This window comes from Verrucomicrobiales bacterium, from assembly GCA_016793885.1.
Taxonomy (GTDB): domain Bacteria; phylum Verrucomicrobiota; class Verrucomicrobiia; order Limisphaerales; family UBA11320; genus UBA11320.
The window spans coordinates 38,877-60,509 of record JAEUHE010000233.1; the positions used below are offsets into that span (position 1 = coordinate 38,877).

Annotated in this window: 15 protein-coding genes; 14 read left to right on the forward strand and 1 reads right to left on the reverse strand. The window is 57.6% G+C overall.

Annotation, left to right across the window (positions count from 1 at the left end):
• Position 1 precedes the first annotated feature (1 nt).
• Positions 2-2,863, forward strand: coding sequence for an isoleucine--tRNA ligase (gene ileS, locus JNN07_25490; GenBank protein ID MBL9171112.1), 2,862 nt, complete (start codon positions 2-4; stop codon positions 2,861-2,863).
• A 190-nt stretch (positions 2,864-3,053) separates the two neighbouring features.
• On the opposite strand, the gene JNN07_25495 is transcribed toward ileS, so the two are convergent.
• Complete coding sequence (locus JNN07_25495; GenBank protein MBL9171113.1) at positions 3,054-4,397, reverse strand: DUF1501 domain-containing protein; 1,344 nt, start codon at positions 4,395-4,397, stop codon at positions 3,054-3,056.
• 533 nt (positions 4,398-4,930) lie between these two features.
• On the opposite strand from JNN07_25495, the gene JNN07_25500 reads away from it, so the two are divergent.
• The 13 genes from JNN07_25500 to JNN07_25560 all read left to right on the forward strand — a co-directional run bounded on the left by JNN07_25500 (position 4,931) and on the right by JNN07_25560 (position 21,399).
• Positions 4,931-5,917 carry a class I SAM-dependent methyltransferase gene (locus JNN07_25500; protein ID MBL9171114.1) on the forward strand — a complete coding sequence of 329 codons (987 nt, stop codon included), beginning with the start codon at positions 4,931-4,933 and terminating at the stop codon, positions 5,915-5,917.
• 42 nt (positions 5,918-5,959) lie between these two features.
• The gene (locus tag JNN07_25505) at positions 5,960-7,306 is read left to right on the forward strand and encodes a beta-N-acetylglucosaminidase domain-containing protein (protein MBL9171115.1); all 1,347 of its coding nucleotides are present in this window, start codon (positions 5,960-5,962) and stop codon (positions 7,304-7,306) included.
• A 9-nt stretch (positions 7,307-7,315) separates the two neighbouring features.
• Positions 7,316-7,963 (forward strand): GNAT family N-acetyltransferase, encoded by a 648-nt coding sequence (locus tag JNN07_25510; protein MBL9171116.1) that lies wholly within the window; start codon positions 7,316-7,318, stop codon positions 7,961-7,963.
• On the forward strand, positions 7,960-9,066 hold the full coding sequence (locus tag JNN07_25515) for an aminopeptidase (GenBank protein MBL9171117.1): 1,107 nt from the start codon (positions 7,960-7,962) through the stop codon (positions 9,064-9,066). The genes JNN07_25510 and JNN07_25515 overlap by 4 nt, the downstream gene beginning before the upstream one ends.
• 277 nt (positions 9,067-9,343) lie before the next feature.
• Positions 9,344-12,049, forward strand: a complete 2,706-nt coding sequence (locus tag JNN07_25520) for a hypothetical protein (protein MBL9171118.1) — start codon at positions 9,344-9,346, stop codon at positions 12,047-12,049.
• 125 nt (positions 12,050-12,174) lie between these two features.
• The gene (locus tag JNN07_25525) at positions 12,175-13,119 is read left to right on the forward strand and encodes a hypothetical protein (protein ID MBL9171119.1); all 945 of its coding nucleotides are present in this window, start codon (positions 12,175-12,177) and stop codon (positions 13,117-13,119) included.
• Between the two features lie 6 nt (positions 13,120-13,125).
• Entirely contained in the window at positions 13,126-14,517 is a 1,392-nt protein-coding gene (locus JNN07_25530) for a hypothetical protein (protein ID MBL9171120.1), read from the forward strand.
• Positions 14,518-14,679: 162 nt separating this feature from the next.
• Complete coding sequence (locus JNN07_25535; protein MBL9171121.1) at positions 14,680-15,009, forward strand: hypothetical protein; 330 nt, start codon at positions 14,680-14,682, stop codon at positions 15,007-15,009.
• 48 nt (positions 15,010-15,057) lie between these two features.
• A complete protein-coding gene (locus tag JNN07_25540) occupies positions 15,058-15,372 on the forward strand; it encodes a hypothetical protein (GenBank protein MBL9171122.1) in 315 nt (104 codons plus the stop codon).
• 217 nt (positions 15,373-15,589) lie between these two features.
• Positions 15,590-16,774 (forward strand): glycosyltransferase family 4 protein, encoded by a 1,185-nt coding sequence (locus JNN07_25545; GenBank protein MBL9171123.1) that lies wholly within the window; start codon positions 15,590-15,592, stop codon positions 16,772-16,774.
• Between the two features lie 37 nt (positions 16,775-16,811).
• Complete coding sequence (locus JNN07_25550) at positions 16,812-17,906, forward strand: glycosyltransferase family 4 protein (protein ID MBL9171124.1); 1,095 nt, start codon at positions 16,812-16,814, stop codon at positions 17,904-17,906.
• Between the two features lie 128 nt (positions 17,907-18,034).
• The gene (locus tag JNN07_25555) at positions 18,035-18,589 is read left to right on the forward strand and encodes an RNA polymerase sigma factor (GenBank protein MBL9171125.1); all 555 of its coding nucleotides are present in this window, start codon (positions 18,035-18,037) and stop codon (positions 18,587-18,589) included.
• Positions 18,586-21,399 (forward strand): von Willebrand factor type A domain-containing protein, encoded by a 2,814-nt coding sequence (locus JNN07_25560; GenBank protein MBL9171126.1) that lies wholly within the window; start codon positions 18,586-18,588, stop codon positions 21,397-21,399. The genes JNN07_25555 and JNN07_25560 overlap by 4 nt, the downstream gene beginning before the upstream one ends.
• Positions 21,400-21,633 lie beyond the last annotated feature (234 nt).

Sequence of the window (21,633 nt, forward strand, 5' to 3'; positions counted from 1 at the left end):
TATGGACTACAAGAATACCGTTAATTTGCCGCGCACCGACTTTCCGATGAAAGCCGATTTGGTGTCGCGTGAACCGCAGCGTCTGGCCAAGTGGACCGAAATGCGCCTTTATGAGCGCATTCAGGCGGCGCGGGTCGACGCGCCCAAGTTCGTGCTCCATGACGGTCCCCCGTTCGCCAATGGCGACGTTCATGTTGGCACCGCGCTCAACAAGATTCTCAAGGACATCATCGTTAAGTACAAGACGGTGCGTGGGTTCAGCGCTCCTTATATCCCAGGTTGGGACTGCCATGGCTTGCCCATCGAGTTCAAGGTCAGCCAGGAGATGCGCAAGGCCGGGAACACCGAGGCGGACCCCGCCTCGATCCGTCGCGCCTGCGACACCTATGCGCGGAAATACATCGATCTACAGCGCACTCAGTTTAAACGGCTTGGCGTCCTGGGCGATTGGGAGAACCCGTATCTCACGCTCAACCGGGAGTATGAGGCGGATGAACTTCGACTCTTCGCTGATGTGGTGGAGAAGGGCTTTGTCTATCGCGGCAAGAAACCCGTGTATTGGAGCATCCCCTGTCACACTGCCTTGGCGGAAGCCGAGGTTGAATACAACGACCATGTCAGCCAGAGCATCTACGTGAAGTTCCCCGTGGTAGGGCAGCCGGGCACGTTCATCCTGATCTGGACCACCACGCCTTGGACCCTGCCGGCCAACTTGGCGGTCGCGTTCAATTCCCAGTTCCATTACTCCCTGGTGATGGCCAACGATGAGACCTACCTGGTCTCCAACGCGCTGCTGTCTCAAGTTTCAGCCAAGGCGGGTTGGGATGCCTATCAGATCATCCGCACGGTCTACGGCGACGAGTTGGCCACGCTCGAGTATCAGCACCCGTTCTGCAACCGGACCGGCAAACTGCTGGCGGGCGATGACTTTGTGGAGAACACCACCGGCACGGGCTTTGTGCATATCGCGCCCGGACACGGATTGGAGGATTACAGCCTCGGCATCCGCCACGGCCTGCCTGTCTATTCGCCGGTGGACGATACAGGATGCCTGGCTCGCACCTCGGATCTCCCGGTGGAGCAGCAGATGCCCGATTCGCTGGTTGGAAAGTCCGTCCTGGAGAAGGGTGGCAAGTCGAGCGATGCGAACGAAGCGGTGCTGGCGATCTTGCGAGAGAGCAACCGGCTGCTCGTTCACGAGCCCTACACGCATCAGTACCCGCACTGTTGGCGCAGCAAGACCCCGGTGGTCTTTCGTGCGATGGACCAATGGTTCATCCGCATCGATCACGCCACGGCCGATGGATCGACGTTCCGCAAACAGGCGCTGGCCGAAATTGATCGAGTTCAATGGGTGCCCGATTGGGGTATCAATCGGATTCGCGGTGCGGTGGAAGGTCGACCGGATTGGTGTATCTCGCGGCAACGCTCTTGGGGAGTGCCGATCCCGGCGTTTTATGACGCTCAGGGTAATGCGATCCTGGACGCCCGCGTGGTGCGACGTGCTGCCGATTTGGTGCAGAAGGAAGGCAGTCATGTCTGGTTCGAAAAGACACCGTCGGAGCTGTGGGCCTTATGCCGTCCCTCGGATTGGACGGGCGCGGAAGGCGTCAGCAAGTCCGCGGATACCTTGGATGTGTGGATCGACTCCGGGTCCAGTTCCCGGGCGGTGATCGCTCAGCGCGGGGAGTTGCATGGCAAACGAGCCGATGGAAGCACCTTGCCTGCGTTCCAAGCCGACCTGTACCTCGAAGGCTCCGATCAGCATCGCGGCTGGTTTCAGTCCTCCTTGCTGCTTTCCTTGGCCGGTAACGGCGCGGCACCGTTCCGCACGGTGCTCACCCACGGGTTCATGGTGGACGCCGATCGCGAGAAAATCTCCAAGAGCAAGCAGGGACAGGGAGGCTATGAGAAGCCGCAGACCGCGGAACGTTACGTCAAGGACTTCGGGGCTGATGTGTTGCGCCTGTGGGTCGCGAGCCAGGATTTTCGCAATGACATCGTGGTGAGCGAGGAGCGGATCAAGAAAGTAGGTGAGACCTACCGTCTCATCCGCAATGCGCTGCGCTATCAGTTGTCGAATCTCTATGATTTCGATCCGGCCAAGCATACGGTTCCCGATGCTCAGTTGACCGGTTTGGATCGCTGGATCTTAGGCGAGTTTGCGGCGTTGGAAGCGGATGTGTTGAAGGCCTATGAAAGCTTCGAGTTTCATGTGGTTTATCAGCGGATCGCGCAGTTTACCGCCGTCGAACTGAGCTCGGTCTATCACGATGTGGTGAAGGACCGGCTGTATACGGACGCGGCCAACTCACCGCGCCGCCGATCCACGCAAACGGCCTTGGCCCGATTGGTCACCGGGCTTTGTCATGTCCTGTCGCCGATCTTGGCGTTCACGGCCGACGAAGCTTGGGAGTTCATCCCGGGACGCGAGCAGGCTACCGTTCACGAATCGATTTGGAATCCGAAGCCCTTTGCGTTCGGCGAGGTGGAACGAGCGTTGTGGCAGAAGCTCTTTTCGATCCGCGATTTGACCATGCCCGTGTTGGAACAAGCGCGGCAGGCCAAGACCATTGGCAAGGCCTTGGATGCGCGGATGGAAGCTACCGTGCCGTCGGATTGGATCGAACCGCTCACCCCGGTGATTTCACAGCTGCAGGAACTGCTGAATGTTTCACAGCTGACGTTGAAGCCGGGGCCGGCTTCGCGTCCGGATGCTCCTGCCGGGTCGGAAGTGACCGCTCAGGTGGTGAAGGCGGACGGCGCCAAGTGTGAGCGTTGTTGGCATTGGGAGACGCATGTTGGTCAGAGCGTTGAGCATCCGACCCTCTGCAATCGGTGTGTCGAAGCGGTGAAGGGGTGAGGGAGACACCCGGGGGAGGTGTTGGGTGTCGGGGTCGGTTCGTAATCGTAATCGTAATCGATCCCTCCTCGGCTTCCGGCGGTCTTGAGAGGCGAAGGAAACGCCCGCTGCGCTCGGGGCCGGGGGGGAATCGTCCGAGGACGGACGACGCTACAATTGTAGTGTGGGCCGTCTCGGCCCATCACCCGACTTACCCAATCAACTCGGGCATCGCTTGGGCGCTACCGTCCACGAGGTACTGAGGCCGACCGCTGAGGTCCTGCAGGACCACCTTGTTCACATCCAAACCAAGGTTGTTATAGAGAGTGGCGAAGACCTCCCCATACTGAACCGGTCGATCAGTTGCTTCACCTCCCAGACGGTCGGTAGCACCGATCACCTGTCCCATGCGCATGCCGCCGCAGGCGAGCAAGGCCGAGTTGACCCGCGGCCAATGGTCACGCCCTGCGTCCTTGTTGATGTAAGGCGTTCGACCGAACTCTCCCCAAACGATGACCGACACGTCCTTGTCGAGCCCACGGGCATGCAGGTCCTCGACCAGGGCGCTGACCCCTTGATCCAGGAGCGGCAGATCTTGACGAAGTGCTCCGAAATTGTCGCCGTGATGGTCCCATCGGCTGAAGGCTAGGGTGACGCAACGGGCACCCGCTTCGACCAATCGACGGGCCGTCAGCATATGCTCCATGAGTTTGGGTCCGCCATCATCGCGATTGCGGGGATCCCCCTTGCCGTAGCGGGCCCGCACCTTGGGGTCTTCTTTGTCTAGGTCGAGAGCGGTCAGCAGTTGGCTGGAGGTCAAGATGCCGAATGCCTGCTCGTTGAAGGCATCAAGGCCTTCCATCATGCCGCTCGCGTCCAGGTCGCGTCGGAAGGTATCGAAGCTCTTGAGCAACGATTTGCGATCGCCTAGACGGTCTAAAGTGATGCCGTTCAGGACCATGTCGTCTTTGCCGCCCCCTTTATTGGGCTGGAAAGGGGCATGACCAACACCGAGAAATCCGGGATCTCCGGTTCGCGCCCATCGCATCTCGCCCATCTTGGGGGCCAAACCGATGAACGGGGGGACCAGACGGTTGACGGGGCCCTCCACCTTGGACAGCACGGACCCGACAGATGGCCAGCCTCCGGGAGGTTGGTTTTGAAACGCTCTTCCCGTCAGACACTGGAAGGCGTCGTGGTCTCCGGAAGCGCCTACGATGGAACGGATAATCGCCAGCTTATCCATCATCCCGGCCAGTCGGGGGAGGTGCTCGCAGATCTGAATCCCGGGCACCTTGGTCGAAATCGGCCGAAACTCGCCTCGGACTTCGGATGGAGCATCCACTTTGAGATCAAACATGTCCTGGTGGGATGGCCCACCCGGCAGGAAAATCATGATGACTGCTTTGTGGGATAGTTTGATCCCTGACTGCGCTTCAGCCCTTAATAGCTGGGGCAACCCAATGCCTCCGAGCCCGAGCGCACCAATTCTCAAAAAGTTGCGCCGCGAGATGCCGTCGCAAAAACGAGTCGGACTGCCATGGATTCTCAGCATAGGCGTTCTAATAGTCACTGGACATCATTCGGGCGACTGAGTCAAGCAGAGGCTGTGCCTGACGCGTTCTCCGCGGTCCGCAGGGTTGGACTGCTTGGGAGCCGCTGGCATTCAAGACAAGATCGGTCCGCTTTGGGGGCCTAAAAAGAGAAAGAGCCAATAGATAAATCTATTGGCTCTCTGGTGACGAGGTCGTTTACGCCTTCACCAAGACGCTCAGAAGGGCAGCAGGGCCAACTATTTCCGCGCTGCTCGAACCCCACCGCAAGCAAGACCTCTCTGCCAACCCTAAACGAGCAGCGGTACTACACACTCATAGATGGCTCCATTGAAGAATTGTTCAATAGCAAATTGAAAAAACTTTATCGGAGCTAGGAAAATTTTTCCTGCATTAGCTCCAAACTAAGGTATGCCACCTGAGGTAGACAACCGATCGGGCCCTTGTTTATCATCCTGGCAGATTCGCCACATCGAGCGGTCGCTCGTGCGACCATGACGATGAAGTGCTCCGCTGAACCAACCCTGAGCAACGCATGCCCACCATCCAATCGAGTACGAGTTGCTCCATTCCCTGTAACCTCTGCGGGTCGGTGGAGGTAGAGACTGTCAGGTCCCAAGATCGACACGGTCAACCCTTGCGCTCGGTGATCTGCTGCGATTGTGGGTTGGTTTGGACAGATCCGCGTCCCAGCGCGGATCGCGTGCGCCACTTTTACGAGCGCGAGTATCGCAGCAGCTACAAAGGCACCTATCAACCCCAGCCGAAGCATGCCTTTCGTGCGGGGAAAGTGGCGGTCGACCGGTTCGCCCAGATTCGTGGACTGTTGTCGCCCGGGATGAAGGTATTGGACGTAGGAGCTGGGAGCGGTGAGGTGGTGTATGTGGTGCGGGCCATGGGGTATGATGCCACTGGATTTGAACCGAACGAGGGCTATGCGCTGTATGCCGCCCAGGTACTCAAGGTCCCGGTTTGGCAGGCGTTCTACCAGGACGCGAAGGTAGCCCCTGAGTCCCAGGACTTCGTCACCCTCTTCCATGCGTTGGAGCATTTGGAAGATCCCTACGACGCCATCGTACGGTTCCGCACTTGGCTCCGATCGGGAGGGCTGCTGTTCATTGAAGTGCCTAACTCGGAAGCGACCTGTCAGCAACCCCATTCGCAGTTTCATCTGGGGCACCTCTATCATTTCAACTTGCCGGCCTTGGAGGCTCTGGGTTGTCGAGCCGGCTTTGAAGTGATCAAGCGCGCCACCTCCGAAGACGGAGGCAATATCTCGGTAGTCCTCAGAAAGACGGACACTGGAGCGCCTTCAAACCCGCGGATCCCGGGCAATTTCCGTCGCGTGAGTTCCATTCTGCGACGGCACACCGCCTTCCGTCACGCCCTGTCACGGCACCCTTATGTGCGGCCGTTTCGGAAGTTGGCCGCCCGGATTGAGGAGCGGCGCGAGGCGAACGGTTCACGGTCAGGCCGGGAATTGCTGGACAAGCTGATTTACCAGCACCTGGGATCCCGCTGATCGTGACGAAAGGAAGGCACCATTAAATCAACATCGTCGAAAATGAGTTCAGGTTTTTGGGGGGTCGTGGAGGGGTTTTACGGTCGGCCCTGGACGATGGATCAGCGGGCGGAACTCTGTCGATGGATGGCGCGTTCCGGGTTGAACAGCTACCTCTATGCACCCAAGGACGATCCGAAACATCGTCTCTATTGGTCCCGATGCTACACGGATGGAGAGTGTGAGGAGCTGGCCGGTTTGATCCGGCGATGCCGCCGCACGGGAATCCGCTTTATCTACGGACTCGCCCCGGGGTATCGCGCGGAGTTCAGCCCCCGCCAGATGGAACGAATGCTCCGGACCAAGGTCGCGCAGTTGCTATCCCTGGGCTGCCAAGACTTTGCCCTCCTGTTTGACGACATTCCTCCTGAGGGTTCTGCCGAACACCTTCGACAATATGGTTCCTGGGCGGGAGCCCACATCACCTGGACGCATCAGGTTCTGGCTCAGCTGCAACGCCAATCCAACCCGGGGGGACTCCTGTTCTGTCCCACCCCGTATTGTGGAAGTTTTGCCGGCGAGATTTCGACGAATGCCTATCTGCAGGAGATCGGGGATCGTTTGGATCCTGAGATTCCGGTGTTCTGGACCGGCCAGGACATTGTAGCGCAACGGATCACCGTGGCGGAGGTGCGCCACCTGCGTGCCGTGTTGCGGCGTCCGCCGATTCTTTGGGATAACCTGTTTGCGAACGACTATGATATGCGTCGCTTGTATCTCGGCCCTTATCAAGATCGAGAGCCGGGGATTCGCCAGGAAGTCAGCGGCATTCTGGTGAATCCGAACTGCGAGTTCCGGGCCAACTTTGTCCCGTTGCACACCTTCGCGAGCTTTGCCACGCAGGGGCGAGGGTGGACCGCTTCGAAGGCTTACCGGGCCGCTTTGCAGGACTGGCGTCCTTCGTTCCGCGATCTTCAGGGGACACTGCCTTCTCTGGATGAGCTGCGCCTTCTGACGGATTCACTCCACTTGCCTTATGAGGTGGGTGACGAAGCGATTGGGTTCCTGGCCGATGCTCGGCAACTGCTGGCCTCGGGCGGGAAGGCATCCCGTGCTGTCGAAGAACGATTCCGTCAGCGATCGGACGCGCTGACGCGTTGGCACACGAGGATCACCGACTTGGCCGACCGGGAATTGAGCTACACCCTGTATCGTCATGTGTGGGAGCTAAAAGAAGAGGTGGACTTGTTGCAGCGATACCTGGCTTGGCAAAAGCTTCCCCCTCGGGGACGAAACCCGTTTCGTTCGATATTCCATCAGCCGGGGACCTACAGGGGAGGATTCGCGGCCGAACTCCAGCGATTGCTGGCCTTGAACGTCGAAGGCGACTTTGAGCCGGCGGGATGCTGAATCAAGCTCATGTCTAACACTCGATTGCAGACCTCTGACCCTCGGATCCGGCTCTGTCGGTCGGAGGATCAGGCTGGTGTTTACGAAGTCTGTTTGAAAACCGGCGATGCCGGAAAGGATGCGACCCACCTGCACGAGGACCCGCGGGCTCTGGGAAGTATCTACGTTGGACCCTACCTCCAGTTGGAACCGCAGTTTTCCCTGCTACTGGAGGATGCTGAGGGGATTGCCGGATACTGCCTGGGGGCTTTGGACACACCCCGCTTTTTTCAGAGATTCGTGCAGGAGTGGCTGCCTCCACTTCAGCGGCAGCATCCAGAGCCGCTCGGACGTCCGGAAGAGTGGACGCCTTCTCAGCGTCTTCATTGGGAGTATTATCATCCCGACCTTTTCCATCCGGAGCCAATTGCGAAATATCCGTCGCACCTTCACATCGACTTGTTGCCTCGAGTGCAGGGTCAGGGATGGGGACATCGGATGGTGGCTGAGCTGCTGGGCCGTTTGCGGGCGGCCGGTTCGGCAGGGGTTCACTTGGGGATGTGGGTTCGGAACGAGCGCGCCTATCGGTTTTATCGGAAGTTTGGATTTGAAGAGCTGATTCGCGTGGGAGAAGGAGATCGGGCCAGCGTCTATCTGGGCATCCATTGGGTGGCATGAAGTCCCGGCTGCTGTTTTTGTGGTTGAGCATGTTGGTGGCATTGTCCGGCACCGGTTGCTCTACCAGTTCCTACTATCTGCAGGCGGTGCGCGGCCATTTAGAGATCGTCAGCCGCCAGCGTCCCATGGCGCAGGTAATGGCGGATCCGCGGACGTCCGCGGCGGTTTCCAACAAACTGCGGCTGGTCTTGGAGCTGCGCGAGTTCGCGGCCCAGGAACTGGGGCTTCCGGTGGATGGGCACTATCGGCGGTATGCGGATTTGGGACGCCGCTTTGTTGTTTGGAATGTCCACGCGGCGCCCGAATTTTCGCTGGAGGCCAAGGCCTGGTGGTATCCCCTGGTGGGACGGTTGAAGTATCGCGGGTTTTTTTCGGAGTCTTCGGCGCACCAGCTGGCTCAACGTCTTTCCGAGCAGGGGCAGGAGGTTTATGTGGGCGGGGTGGAAGCTTACTCCACCCTCGGATGGTTTCGTGATCCCGTGCTGAACACGTTCCTGCACCATCCGCCCGAGCATCTCGCCGAACTGCTTTTTCACGAGCTCGCCCATCAGAAGCTCTTCGTGAGCGGCGACACGGATTTCAACGAGGCCTTCGCCACCACCGTTGGCCAGGAAGCCGCCAGGCGATGGCTGGCTTCGACCGGCCGGGCCGAGGCGCTTCGACGCTACGGAGCTGAGCAGGAGCGCGAGGCGGAGTTCGTCACGCTGGTTCAGAATGCCCGGAGGAAGCTGGCCGAGCTTTACCGGCTGCATCCCGTTCGCTTCAAGTACGATCCCGATCCCGAATTGGTCGAGGCCCTTCGACGCCGTAAAGCCACCGTGATCGCGGAGCTTCGAGCGGAGCATGCGCTCCGAGTTCAATCATGGGGGGGCGCGTCACCCTACTCGGCCTGGTTCGGCGGGCCGCTAAACCATGCTCAGCTCAACACCGTGGCCACCTACTTCGACTTGGTGCCGGGATTCCAAAAGCTGCTGTCGCAATGCGAGGGTGATTTACCACGATTCTACGAAGAGGTGAGAAAGCTGGGCCAACTCCCAAAGGTCGAGCGGCGACGAAGGCTGCTGGAAACCGCGGGAACTGGGTCAGAACGGAAAGGGAATTAACCACGGATTGCGCGGATGACACGGATGGGAAGAGGGGTTGGCCAGTTCTGATCGGATCCGTGGTCCCCCTTGGGTCGCGAAAAACGTTCGGCCCTCACCGCCTTCGCTCGGCTGGCACCTGTCATTCGCAATCCCTGCGGACCGAGTGTATGCTAGGGAAAGATTGTTCGAGAAATATTTTGACAACCACCGGGGGGGGGGGGCTAAGTTGGAAATAGTCAAAAGAGGTAAAGGTGCAAAGTGCCGCCGGCGAGCGGCCTTGAAACGAACACTGCACATGTCACTCATTCAAGCACTGCTCCAGGATGCTGTTCCAATGGACGTGTATATCGCTTTACGGAGCGATGGTGCCGTCGGGTCCGGGACCGAGAACGACCCGTGGAATGGGGGACGGGCGGCTTACCCAGTCCGGACCGTCGATGCAGTCACTGTAGGTACCATCACCGACAACGCCCCGTTTATCGTGACGATCACCACGAGCGTGGCTCATGGGTTTAATTCGGGGGATATCGTGCTCATGAGCGGGTTCGCTGCGCCTGCTACTTCGCCGCCCTCGCCTCCCTATGGTGAACTACTTAACGGGAGCTTTCTGGTCACTGTTCTGGCTGATACGCAGTTTACCTATAAGTCTTATTACTATTCCGAGGGTTTGTATCCGGCTCCCCCCACCGGTTCTCTCAGTTCCTCGGGAGTGATTTGTCAGAAGGATCCATTTCTCTTCGATGCGGTGATGCGTCGCCTTGCCCAGACCCCGACGAAGGCGGTTCGTGTTCACCTGGGGCCTGGAGTTTTCGAGACCAAAGGCTACCAATTTTCCTATCGGGACGGGGGAGCATCCGGGCTGGGCGGACTGGGGGTTACTTGGAGGGCCTTCGCAGGCCTAAAAATGCGCGGGTCAGGGATCAACGTGACCACTCTGAAACTGGTGGAGGCTTCCTTTCGGAACGCCCACTATCATGTTATTGGGATGCCTCCAAATGCCTACCCCGCCGACGTTGCGGATTATTTTGAGGCTTCCGATTTTACCATCGACTGCAACGTCGGTGGACAGAATTCCACTCAACTGACCTGCGGAGCCATTTTTGTGCGCGGAAGCCATACCCGACTTCGGAGGCTCCGAGCCATCAATTTCGGTCGGCAAGGCCCAGGGCTCAGGACGGTTGCCGGGGTTCAAACCCCCGTCACGCCGGAACTCTTCTTGTTCCCGGTAGGCGGGTCCTCCCTGGCCAACAACGCAGGGAAGTATCAGTCGTCGGACTGTGTGATTGAGGAATGTGTCGTGGAGCAGCCCGGGTTCAACTGCTTTCGGGAATCCACACTGCTGGTGGTTTCAGGAGGGAATTTTCCAAGCGGTGCCACAGCTTTTAGGAACAATTACATCAACTGCGAATACGTGCTGAATCCGGTAAGGATCTCGGGTGTTACCGCGACGGACTTAGGAGGAACCACGACCAAAACAATGGAGGTCACCGTTACCACTGTGGATCCGCATGGACTCACTGGAAATCCCTGGGTTCGGATCACGGGAATCAGGGTGGCCGGAAGCACCCTGGACGGATACAACAACGCCTACAATGGGGCTTTTCAAGTGACCTCGATCACACCCCCCTACGTCTTCAAGTATGTTGCGGTCTATGTGGGGACATTTCCGGCGAGTACTACAGTCGTAGGGGCTTGGCTGAATCGTTGGTCCAGTGACTATGTCAAAGTTCTCACGGTCAGCAATCTCCACTCGGTAACTGGTGTAGATCAGCTGATTGGTGGCACAAAGGTCTATGAGGTGACAATCACTACCGATTCGCCCCATTTCCTAATACCCAGAGGTTCTTCAACTGTTCTGCCCGCAGGCTGCGTTGCTGTCTTGGACGGGACCACTCCAACGTTTAGCACCACGCCTTATAATCTGAACGTTCCATGGTTCGTGACTCAGGTCGTAAGCAATAATTCGTTTAAATGTCAGCGTGACTTTGAGGATCCGACGGCAACTCCTACGCTGACAGGTGTGGCTAATGCCCGGTTGGGTGCCAGATGGCAGGCGTTGGCAGGAGCCAGCCTGTTGGAGGGAAACCAAGTCTACAATTGCACAGTGGGCGGGCACTACATCGACACGTGGGGACTCAAGGACACCGTCGTTCGAAATAACTTCTTTTCTCGAGTGCGGCTCGGGATGAATGTGGTGTTGGATGGACAAGGACCTGGAGCTTCGGTCGCACTTCCGACCATCACCTTCATCCCCCCTCTCCGGAGCACGGGAACTGGCACGGACCAAAAATGGTTCGCGCTGTTTGAGATGGTATCGGGATTTCCCCATTTCCTGACAGTCGGGCAGGGAGTTTTGATCACGGGTGCGAAAAATGGGACCACCCCGCTCGATGACCTGTATAACCTTTCGTTCAAGGTATTCGCCATTCCTACCTCGACTCGGTTTGAAATCCAGTTGGATGCGAATCCGGGAACGAATAACCCTAACAACACTCCAACCGTCACTTGGCTCTGGACGACTACCGGAACTGTCTACGAGAACAATGTGGTAGAGATGGTGCCTTCGCTGGATACGGTGCAGAGTAAGGCTTTTTCTCTGGAGGGAAAGATCACCACTGCGGTTTGGAACAACCCGGGATGGCTGTATGCGCGGCCGACATATTATCGGCATCTGGCTTTCGTGTTTCGTAATAATACGGTTCGGTATGCGCTGCTTCCTTCGGGACTACCCATGACAGGGGTTCCTTCGGGAGAGGCCTGTGTAACCTGTCAGAGAGTTGAGAAGGGCGTTGTGACTGACAACGTGGTAGACTTGGATTGGAGGATCGCATCCTCCCATGAAACCCCGTTGCTTCAGATAGAAAGCAATCTGTTTTACTACTTCAACAACTTCTCCTCATCGGGTCGATTTGTCCCAGGGACCGACCGGGACGCCAGCAATCGTTGGGAAGGGGGAGTGAACACGGTCGTGGAAGAGGCCCTCGAACTCGCTTTCTTATGAAGTCCTGCGATTGCATCACTTCAGGATTCCGCGTGCGGCGACGCCTGAGTCGTGTTCTGCGATTCAAGTGCGCCGTCTTCCTCCTCTTCTTTGCTTCAGCCAGACCTATGCACGCGCAACTTCCTATGATCCCAGATCCTACCTATTACACCTTGGCTATCCCGGCAACTGCGGAGACGAGTAAGAACCGTGCGACCACGAAGGTACCCTTCGGAACTTTCTGGTCGGGGTGTCGCTATCAACAGGTCTTTAACGCTTCTCACTTTTCGAAACTGCCCCCCGGCGGGGGATTCATGTTTCGCCTCTATTTCCGCCCAGGGTGTGGTGGTACTCAGGGAACTTTCATGACCAATACGGTAGTTCGGATGTGTACTACCGCCCGCGCTGCCGGCCAACTCAGCCCGGTCTTCGATGAAAACCTGGGGGCTGATGTTCTGACCGTCGCGACCGTTCCGCTGAGCGCCGCTAACGGATATTTACCGATAGAACGATGTGTTCCTAACCCTCCGCTATCAGATACGCTGGCGTGGTATTTGTTCATGCGCCTGAGGACCCCGTTTCTATATAATCCAGCTAAGGGTAACTTGTTGCTAGAACTCCTCATTTCGGCACACGTTCCTGAGCTAGACCAAGATTTCGAGAATTCCCCGATACTCCTGGAGCCTTCAGCTGAGAAGGTGGACGGGATATCATCGATTGCCGCTGGTTCCACCAACGCACTCAGCGCCGAAGTCGTGAACCCTTACGGATTGGTCGCTCAGGTTGTTTTCGCGCCTTTCCCCACTCTGTCTGTGACTCCCACGGACACGAACTTGGTGCTCAGCTGGCCGAGTCACCCAGAACCGATCCGGCTCCAGCACAAGGATTCATTGGACCCATCGGTGGCCTGGAGAGATTACACGGAACCTGGGATTCAGCGTTTCGAGTTAACCTCCCTACTCGAAATCCCCCGGGCCAGTCTGCAAGCTCGCCGGTATTTTCGTCTCTATTGGAACAGTCCGCAGGTAGGGCTCCCCGATACCACGGTGGAGGTCGGACCCGAACCAGCTCCCACCCCGGTCATTCCTTGATCTCGCATGTCCCTGATTGATGCACTTCTTTTGGATCCGCCGAGGATTAACATCTGGTTTGCCATGAGAACGGATGGGATAGCCGGAAGCGGCACCCAAGCCGATCCATTGAACTGCACGCCTTCGGGTAAGTTTGATGAGTACATGCGCGGTATGGCTGAGAATACGTGCATTCATCTTGGTCCCGGAGTGTTTGTTACTCTGGGGTACTACACGGGCATCCCTTCAAATACCTCCTGGCAGGCCAAGAAGGGAATGCGCATCGTCGGGTCAGGAATCGATGTCACGACCATCCAGCTGGTCAACAACACAGGCTCTAAACAGATCTACGCAGTTGGACATGCACTGTCTGCGAGCACTGTAGACAACTTTGAGATTTGCGACTTAACGATCGACTGCAACCTACCAGGGGTCGGCACTTCAAGTGCGGCAGGCGCCGTACGCATAATGGGTAGCCATTCACGCGCCTCGCGCATCAAAGTTAAGAATTGGGGAAATAAAGGGGGGACCGGAGCAACACATTCCTTTGCCATAGCCATGCTGACAGGGGACGGAACGATTACCCCGACCATCACCAATTCCGGAATTCAAGATTGCATCGCAATCACTCCTGGAACGGGACATACCGGTTACATCAGTGTTTTGCACGTCGGGTATCCGGAAAGCGCGTCCGGAACATCGGGGAAGGGCGTCGGCCCGTATATCCGAAACTGCTACGTCAGTTGCGGTCAAACAACACTTGGAAACACCACCAACGATAAGCTTTTTAGAGGCCTTTCCATGGCTTGGTGCACGGGTGGAATTGTGGAAGGTAACCGCGTTCAAGACACCTTTTACGGAGGTCCTTACAATATTCTGGGCGCCTTGGACGTCACAGTACGGAACAATGTCTACCGCAATGTGGCCGTGGGACCTTTGTACAACATTCACACGGCTCTTTCAGATAAAATGGATTTGCTGGTTGAAGGGAACCAAATCTATCTCACCAGATCTGACGTAAATCCCTTGTCTGATGGCAATGTGTGGACCTATGGGATTTTAATATATAACGACGCCGGTGGAGCCGGCGTCATCCCGTTTCGTAACATCGTTGTCAGACGCAACTATATTGGTTACGTGCCAGAAGGAACTTTCGGGAGTCAGCCCGGGTCAGGATGCTTCATCTACGCTGCAAGCAATGCAACTGTTGCGGAGAATTCCTTGGATCTTTCTGCTCTCGTTCCGACACCAATGATGAATCGATATTGCACCACCGCGAGGTATTTTGAAAACCGAACGCCTGCCGGCTTGTTGAAACAGGGGGTGCGGGCTACCGGAGCTGCGACCTATGACTTGGTGTACACGGAACTGGCGACGGATGCGGAGGACGCTCTGATTCTATCGCTCCTGCGGCGCTGAGGCCCACGGTTCTGGTCTACCAGGTCTTTGCAGTCCCAACCAGGCAGAACCCTAGGGCAGACACTATCAAGGATCGATGGAAGGAACGAATGTCGGACCTCTGTAACAGTCAAAAGCTCCATGGAGCGGAATAAATTCTGCAAATACGAACACACACATGCAATGGCTACCACTATCAAAATCATCGCAAACGGGTTTCTAGGGACTGGTCTTTCACCCGCCGTCTACACGCCTACCGGGACCAAGTCCGCCTTCGTCACGGGAATAACGTTCATGAACACTCACGCCAGCGCACAAGCGGTAACGTGGTACGTTCTCCCGGGCGGGGTCTCGAGTTCGGAGGCTCGTATCTACTTTAACTCGAGTATCGCCCAGAACGCCGGCGACAAGATCAACGACGTGATCACCCTCTCGGGTGCCGACCAACTCGTGGGCACCGCCACCAACACTTCTGCAGTCAGTTTCGCCGTGTATGGCATCGAGCGCGATTAGTTCCTCTCCCGTGTCGGTAGACTAATTCATTGAATTAAGATCCAAATTATGCCCATTACCTTTAAACTTCTGAAGGCTACCAAAGCGATGACCGCCAATGCAGCGAACGTCATGTACTCGGCAGGGCCTACCAACTCAGCCATTATAAGCAATATTCGTTTCTACAACGGCACCGGAGCCTCAACCAATGTGGATTTGACTGTCACGAAGGGTGCCACCGCTGCGAAGATTGCTCGTGTCGCTGTGCCGAACAATACGGTTACCGTTTTCAACACCGAGATCACCCTGAACAGTAATGAGAAGGTCGAGGCCAACACTGCAGTGACTTTGGATTGTGTGGTCTGCGGTGTGGAGCGGACCTAGTGGATTCGAATGATCATCGACGAAGCGGAACAATTTGGGATCGCAATCTATTACCCGACATCGATTTCCGACCAGATGAAACGCCGCCGATCCGCTGTATCAGGCCTGGTCTCGCGGTCTGAGCTTGCTACCTTCACAATACCCGGTTGGTGGGAATCCTCACACGTCACCGCGATGGGGATGCAGACCTTGAGCCACGTTCAGCCTCAATACCCTCGTGGCCGTTAAGATTCTATGGTTGAGCGATTGTCCACTACTGGCGACCGGCTTTGGCCGCGTCACCCGTGAGCTAACGATCAGGCTAGCGAAGCATCCCGATCTGGAAATCGTTTGCCTCGGTGTAGGCTTCGACGGTTGGCCCTATGACCAAGCCCTCTATCCGATCAAGGTCTATCCGTCTCTAGCATCCACCTACGGGGAAGATCACTTTGAGCGGGTGGTGAACGAGTTTCGCCCCGATGTTGTCATTACGCTTGGGGAAATGTGGATGTTCCAGTGGATGTCGACTCATCCTGTGCGCGGTCAATTTAGGTGGATCGCCTATGTGCCTATTGATGGAGCCCCGCTTTACGAGCCCTGGGTACCTCTCATTCAGGGGATCGACGAAGTGGTAACGATGTCCGACTTCGGTCGGTCGGTAATCCAAGCTGGTGTGCCTTCCAAGCGTATCCATCGGATTTATCATGGCGTGGACACCGAGACGTTCCGCCCTTTGCCCGATAGGGAGCGGCTTCGAGATCACGATCGTTGTCGTGGCAAGTTTGTTGTGGGATGCGTCGCCCGGAATCAGCCCCGGAAAAACATTCCTGCTTTGGTCAAAGCCTTCGCCCAGCTCAACGAGCTTCATTCTGATACCTACCTCTATCTGCATATGAGCCCGTGCGACATCGGGTACGACTTAGTTACTCTTTTGAGGCGTTACCGACTCCAAGACCGAGCTGATGTGTCCACCCCAGAGTTGTCGCTAAGCTGTGCATTGAATGATTCTGACCTCAATCGCTTGTATAATTTTTTTGATGTCACCGTGCTGGCGAGCAACGGGGAAGGTTTTGGGCTGCCTATCATTGAAAGCATGGCCGCTGGAGTGCCTGTTGTCGCCACGGACTACAGCGCTTGTTCTGAATTGGTTCGAGGTCGTGGGGAACTCGCGCGGATCCTCGGCACGCAGACCTTGGGGAACAATTTAATCGAGCATGCCATTGTGGATGTGGATGACTTGGCCCGATGTATTGAAAGACTTTATTTGAATCCCACGCTGCTCGAAACCTACGGAAAAGCTGGACGTGAATATGCGTGCAACTTGGCTTGGGAGAAGCTGATCCCACAGTGGCTCGAAGTGATCAGTTTAGCGACTGGTTTTAACCTGTCGCTGTCGCATGGACCGGAATCTCGACCAGGCTAATCAAAGCTGTGCGTAGCCCATCGGGAGGGCAGCTCTCATGATCCACTATGCTGGTAAACCGGGGTTTGGGTTCGGTTGGGGAATGGCCAACCGTTACCTGATTCAGGAACTGTCTCAGCTGGCCGAAGTCGTACCCTTGGATGACACGCATCCGCTCTGGACTTGCCAAGACCTACCGGGTGACCTTTTTGTTCCGCTTCAGGACCACGATTTCAATCCTTCTGCGCCCTGCCGAGGAAGGCGGAACTTTGCTTACACATTCTTCGAGCTGGAGCTGACTGATGCGGCGAAAGACAATGCCAAGCGTTATGATCTCGTTTTCGCTGGATCGTCCTGGTGTCTCGCGCGCATGCGGGAGAAGGGAATTCACAACGCCGCCCTGTTGATTCAAGGGATCGATCCTGCGCTCCATTTGCCTGGGACCTCAACCCGCACGGACGAAGAGTTTCTCATCTTTTCCGGAGGAAAGTTTGAATTCCGCAAGGGACAGGATCTCGTTATCATTGCCTTTCGGGAGTTGCAGGACCGCTACCCGAACATGACACTGGTAGCATCGTGGTTCAATTTTTGGCCCGACTCACTCCAGAGCATGGCGATGTCGCCCTATCTTCGTTGGGAATGGAGCGGATCGGACTATGAAGACCAGATGAATCACTTGCTTGAGATCAACGGCATAAGGCCTGGGCGAGTCAAAGTCTTACCCCTGTTGGCCCCCGAGAAATTGGTGGAGGTCTATCGAGCTACGGATTTAGGAGTCTTTCCCAACCGTTGCGAGGGGGGGACAAATCTGGTGATGATGGAGTACATGGCATGCGGAAAGCCGGTCATTGCTTCGTACACCAGCGGACATCGCGACATCGTAACCGAGAACAATGCCTATCCTCTGGTGGACCTTGAATCGCTCGAGATCTCCGATTCGGACGATAAGTTAGTGGCCCGGTGGGAGGAGCCTAGGGTTCAAGACATCGTTGCCATGATCGAGCACGCATATCACAATCGACACGCAGCAACAATCCGTGGCGCACGCGCCGCGGCGGACCTTAAGCGGCTCACCTGGAGGCACACAGCGGATTTCCTCTTTTCTAAGATGAGCCTTGTCCCGCCGGAGCATCCCCTTCTTCTTTTCGTCTAATAAACATCGGGGAGGCGGGTCATATCCTCGTGGGCAGGTTGAGATATGCGGGTCTATAAACATGAAACCGGGCAACAACCGAGGGCTGAGAGCGCGATGCTTCCCTGGGTGGAACGCAGAGTAAGTGGATGACTGTGAGCCTGTTTTCCCCCAGTGAAGCGGCGCCGGGCGCCTCGTCGATTGAGGCGATCTTTCATGCTTTGGAGTCCCCCTTGCTCGCCTACGCGCTGCGGCTGCTAGGGAATGCGGGAGCGGCGGAAGATGTTGTCCAGGAAGCTTTCATGAAACTCCATGCCCAAACCGATCCGGTGCTCCAGCCCAAGGCTTGGCTGTATCGGACGGTTCACAATCTGGCGCTGAACCATCGACGAAAGTTTGATCGCATCGTCCCGATGGTTTCCGGCACCGACGTCGAGGGTGGGGGAGCGGATGAACTCAGCGATCCGCGACCCCTTCCCGACGAGGAGATCTCCCGCTGGGAAGGCATTGGTTTGGTGCGCTTAAGCTTGGAGACGCTCGACGAAGAATCGCGAAACGTGGTTCGGCTGCGCTTTGAGGAGGGGTTGAGTTACAAAGAAATTGGAGAGAAGGCCGGCCTGACTGTCGGGAATGTGGGCTATCTGCTGCACCACGCGCTGAAGAAGTTGGCGGGTGAACTCGCCAAGGCCGGATTAGTGCCATGAACTCGAATTTTGCCAATATGGGATCGGAAGAACTCGAGGTGCAGATCACTGCGCTGCTGCTGGGAGAGTTGCCCCCGGAGACAGCCGCGGCATTGGAGCAGGTCATTGAGAAAGATCCTCAGCTCCTGCAGCTGCGGGCGCGTCTGAAAAAGACCCTCGAATTCGTCGAAGCCACCGTGGCTCAGCCTTCGCCATCCACCGAATCTCCCGCTCCGCCGCTTCGTCTTTCCGATGGACGCCGCACGCAGTTGCTCGAGCATTTCAAATCCGCACCACCGACCGCAGCCGCCCCGGTTCCCTCTCGACGGCCGGCGATCCGATGGATGGTTCCGATGGCGGCTGCGGCGGGCCTGATGGGGCTGGCTGGCGCTCTCTTCTGGCGCAGTTGGTCCCCTGATTCACCGGTCAGCCCAACGAATCTGGCCTTGGTTGGCCGGTTAGAGGAGGATCTACCGACTGCTCCGGCGGAGGACTTCTTGTCGGCCGACTCGAGAGGTGGGGCTCAGGACAAGCAGCGCGGTCTCTCCCGGAATGAAGGAGACCTTGGTTTGTTTAGAAAGCCGGCGAGCCCGCCGGCTTCCGGTCCCACCGAAAGTTCCGCTCTCCGGGGTGAGGCCATCGAGGAGAAAATCCTCCCCGAGTCCGTCCTTGCCCAAGTGGGGGCCTCCGTTCCCAGCAGACCAGCTCAGGACCCTTCTTCGCTCGCCCGTCCTTCGCTGGCAAACAGCACTCCCCCCTCACCCGTGTTGAACTATGACAACTCGCTGGCCGGGGCGGTGGAACTGAATGGGAGGTTCGCCGGGGGCCGGAAAGCGAACGAGTGGCATTTCGATTCGTTCTACGCCGGTCGTGATCTCGCGATCGATACGGTGTCACGTTTCGGAGCCCAGGAAAACCGAAGCTACTTCTACTCGGAGAAGTCCTTGGACGCGCGCTCCGAGGTGACCTTGGGAGATGCGGCGGGAGCGGCGGGGGGCAGCATGCTATCGAAGCTCCAGAAAGCAATGGACGGGGATCGGCCCTCCCTCTACGGGCTGGCCGAGAACCGGCCTTTATCCGTCGGTCAAACTCCACGGGGTGTGGAGAGCGTGAAACAGCTGGCGGATCTCACCGCGGTAGGCGAAACGGTGGACGCGCAGGGACGTCGGGAAATTCGGCTGTCCCTCAAAAAAAAGGATGAGAGTTCGCCCCCCGTGGCTGGGGTTCCGCTATCCACCTTATCGGACGGGGAAGTAGCTGCCGCCGACACTAAAGTGGGCGAGCCCTTGGCAGTGGACTCCACAACCCGAGGCCGGTTAGCGGAAACTCGCTTGGGCACCGCAGTGACACCGGAGATAGCGGGGAAGCCGATCGAATCAAAGCAGGAGAGACTGACGATTCTGGCGGCGAAAAGCAGCGAGTCTCTGGAGCGAGGCAATCGGGTCACGAACCAGCTGCGCGTGGCAGGAGCCGCGCCCGTCCCAACCCCGCAGCCCGAAATGGACTCTCGGCAAAGTGCGTTGTCGACCTTCTCGCTGAACGTCACGGATGTTTCCTTCAAGCTAGCGGCCGCGAGTCTGCAGAACAACGTGCTTCCGGAGGCGGGCAGCATTCGCACCGAAGAGTTCATCAACGCCTTTCAGTATCGCGATCCCGAGCCGGCGGCCGGACGCGCGGTAAGTTTCAATTGGGAGAGGGCTCGCTATCCCTTTGCTCATGATCGGGACGTATTGAGGCTGGCCATCAAGACCGCGGCTCAAGGACGCGAGCTGGGTCGCCCGCTCAACCTGGTGCTGCTGCTCGATAATTCGGGATCCATGGAGCGGTCGGATCGAGTGGCGATTCTCCGCAGCATGCTGGCCCAGCTAGGCCAGCAACTGAAGGCACAGGACCGGGTCAGCGTGATCACCTTTGCCCGAACCCCACAGCTGCGCGTGGATGGCATGTTGGCGACTTCGACCAACGGTTGGATTCTCGCTCTCGGGGATCCCACTCCGGAAGGTGGGACCAACTTGGAGGAGGCCCTCAGGCTGGCGTATAACACCTGCGCGCGACATTTCCTCTCGGGAGGTGTGAACCGGGTTGTTTTGATCACCGACGGAGCGGCGAATCTCGGGGAGATCAACGCGGAGGTCTTGACCAAGGAGGTTTCTGCAGCGCGCCAGCGTGGAATGGCCTTGGATTGTTTTGGAGTCGGGTGGGAAGAGTTCAACGATGACATGCTCGCCACCCTTTCCCGCCATGGCGACGGACGTTATGGGTTTGTGAACTCGGAGGTGGAGGCGACGACGGAATTCTCGGCCCGGCTGGCTGGGTCACTCCGGGTAGCTGCCTCCGACGTCAAAGTCCAGGTGCAGTTCAATCCTGAGCGGGTGCGGGTGTGGCGACAGATGGGCTATGCTCGGCATCAGTTGACCGCCCAACAGTTCCGGGACAACACGGTGGATGCCGCGGAATTGGGCGCTGCCGAGGCCGGACAGGCCCTTTATCTCATCCAGGTGAATGATTCGGGGTCGGGAGCGATCGGGACCGTGCGGGTTCGTTATCGGGTGCCGGCGTCCGGTCAGTATGTCGAGCAGGAGTGGGAGATGCCTCATGAACGAAACGTGCCCACCCTGGACCGCGGCGCTGCCAGCCTGCGTTTGGCCGCGACCGCGGGCGCGTTTGCCGAATGGCTGGCGCGCAGTCCCTTTGCGGAGCAGGTGAAGCTAGATCGCCTGCTTTCCTTGAATGCGGACATTCCCTCGCAATGGAATCCCGACCCTCGCCCTCAGCAGTTGCAACAAATGCTTCAGCAAGCCCAGGCACTGGCCGGATCGGCCGGGCGATAGTTTCGATAGCCCCCATCGAGGGGCCTTCCCAAAGGTGAATCCCCATGAGCACACATCTGAACGATTCCACAGCCATCCTGCGACCCGGTAGGGCGAGACTCCGTCGAGCTCCAGTTGGCCCTGACCGCTCGAACGGGGACAGGCCTCTCCTGGGAGGGGCACAGGGTCGGTCGAACGGGGACAGGCCTCTCCGGGGAGCGGCTCAGAGCCGGTCAGAAGGGGACAGGCCTCTTC

Excerpts from the sequence above, each read along its gene's own strand:
- ileS (MBL9171112.1), top strand. The coding sequence starts at position 2 with ATGGACTACAAGAATACCGTTAATTTGCCGCGCACCGACTTTCCGATG.
- JNN07_25495 (MBL9171113.1), bottom strand. The coding sequence starts at position 4,397 with ATGCTGAGAATCCATGGCAGTCCGACTCGTTTTTGCGACGGCATCTCG.
- JNN07_25500 (MBL9171114.1), top strand. The coding sequence starts at position 4,931 with ATGCCCACCATCCAATCGAGTACGAGTTGCTCCATTCCCTGTAACCTC.
- JNN07_25505 (MBL9171115.1), top strand. The coding sequence starts at position 5,960 with ATGAGTTCAGGTTTTTGGGGGGTCGTGGAGGGGTTTTACGGTCGGCCC.
- JNN07_25510 (MBL9171116.1), top strand. The coding sequence starts at position 7,316 with ATGTCTAACACTCGATTGCAGACCTCTGACCCTCGGATCCGGCTCTGT.
- JNN07_25515 (MBL9171117.1), top strand. The coding sequence starts at position 7,960 with ATGAAGTCCCGGCTGCTGTTTTTGTGGTTGAGCATGTTGGTGGCATTG.
- JNN07_25520 (MBL9171118.1), top strand. The coding sequence starts at position 9,344 with ATGTCACTCATTCAAGCACTGCTCCAGGATGCTGTTCCAATGGACGTG.
- JNN07_25525 (MBL9171119.1), top strand. The coding sequence starts at position 12,175 with ATGATCCCAGATCCTACCTATTACACCTTGGCTATCCCGGCAACTGCG.
- JNN07_25530 (MBL9171120.1), top strand. The coding sequence starts at position 13,126 with ATGTCCCTGATTGATGCACTTCTTTTGGATCCGCCGAGGATTAACATC.
- JNN07_25535 (MBL9171121.1), top strand. The coding sequence starts at position 14,680 with ATGGCTACCACTATCAAAATCATCGCAAACGGGTTTCTAGGGACTGGT.
- JNN07_25540 (MBL9171122.1), top strand. The coding sequence starts at position 15,058 with ATGCCCATTACCTTTAAACTTCTGAAGGCTACCAAAGCGATGACCGCC.
- JNN07_25550 (MBL9171124.1), top strand. The coding sequence starts at position 16,812 with ATGATCCACTATGCTGGTAAACCGGGGTTTGGGTTCGGTTGGGGAATG.
- JNN07_25555 (MBL9171125.1), top strand. The coding sequence starts at position 18,035 with ATGACTGTGAGCCTGTTTTCCCCCAGTGAAGCGGCGCCGGGCGCCTCG.
- JNN07_25560 (MBL9171126.1), top strand. The coding sequence starts at position 18,586 with ATGAACTCGAATTTTGCCAATATGGGATCGGAAGAACTCGAGGTGCAG.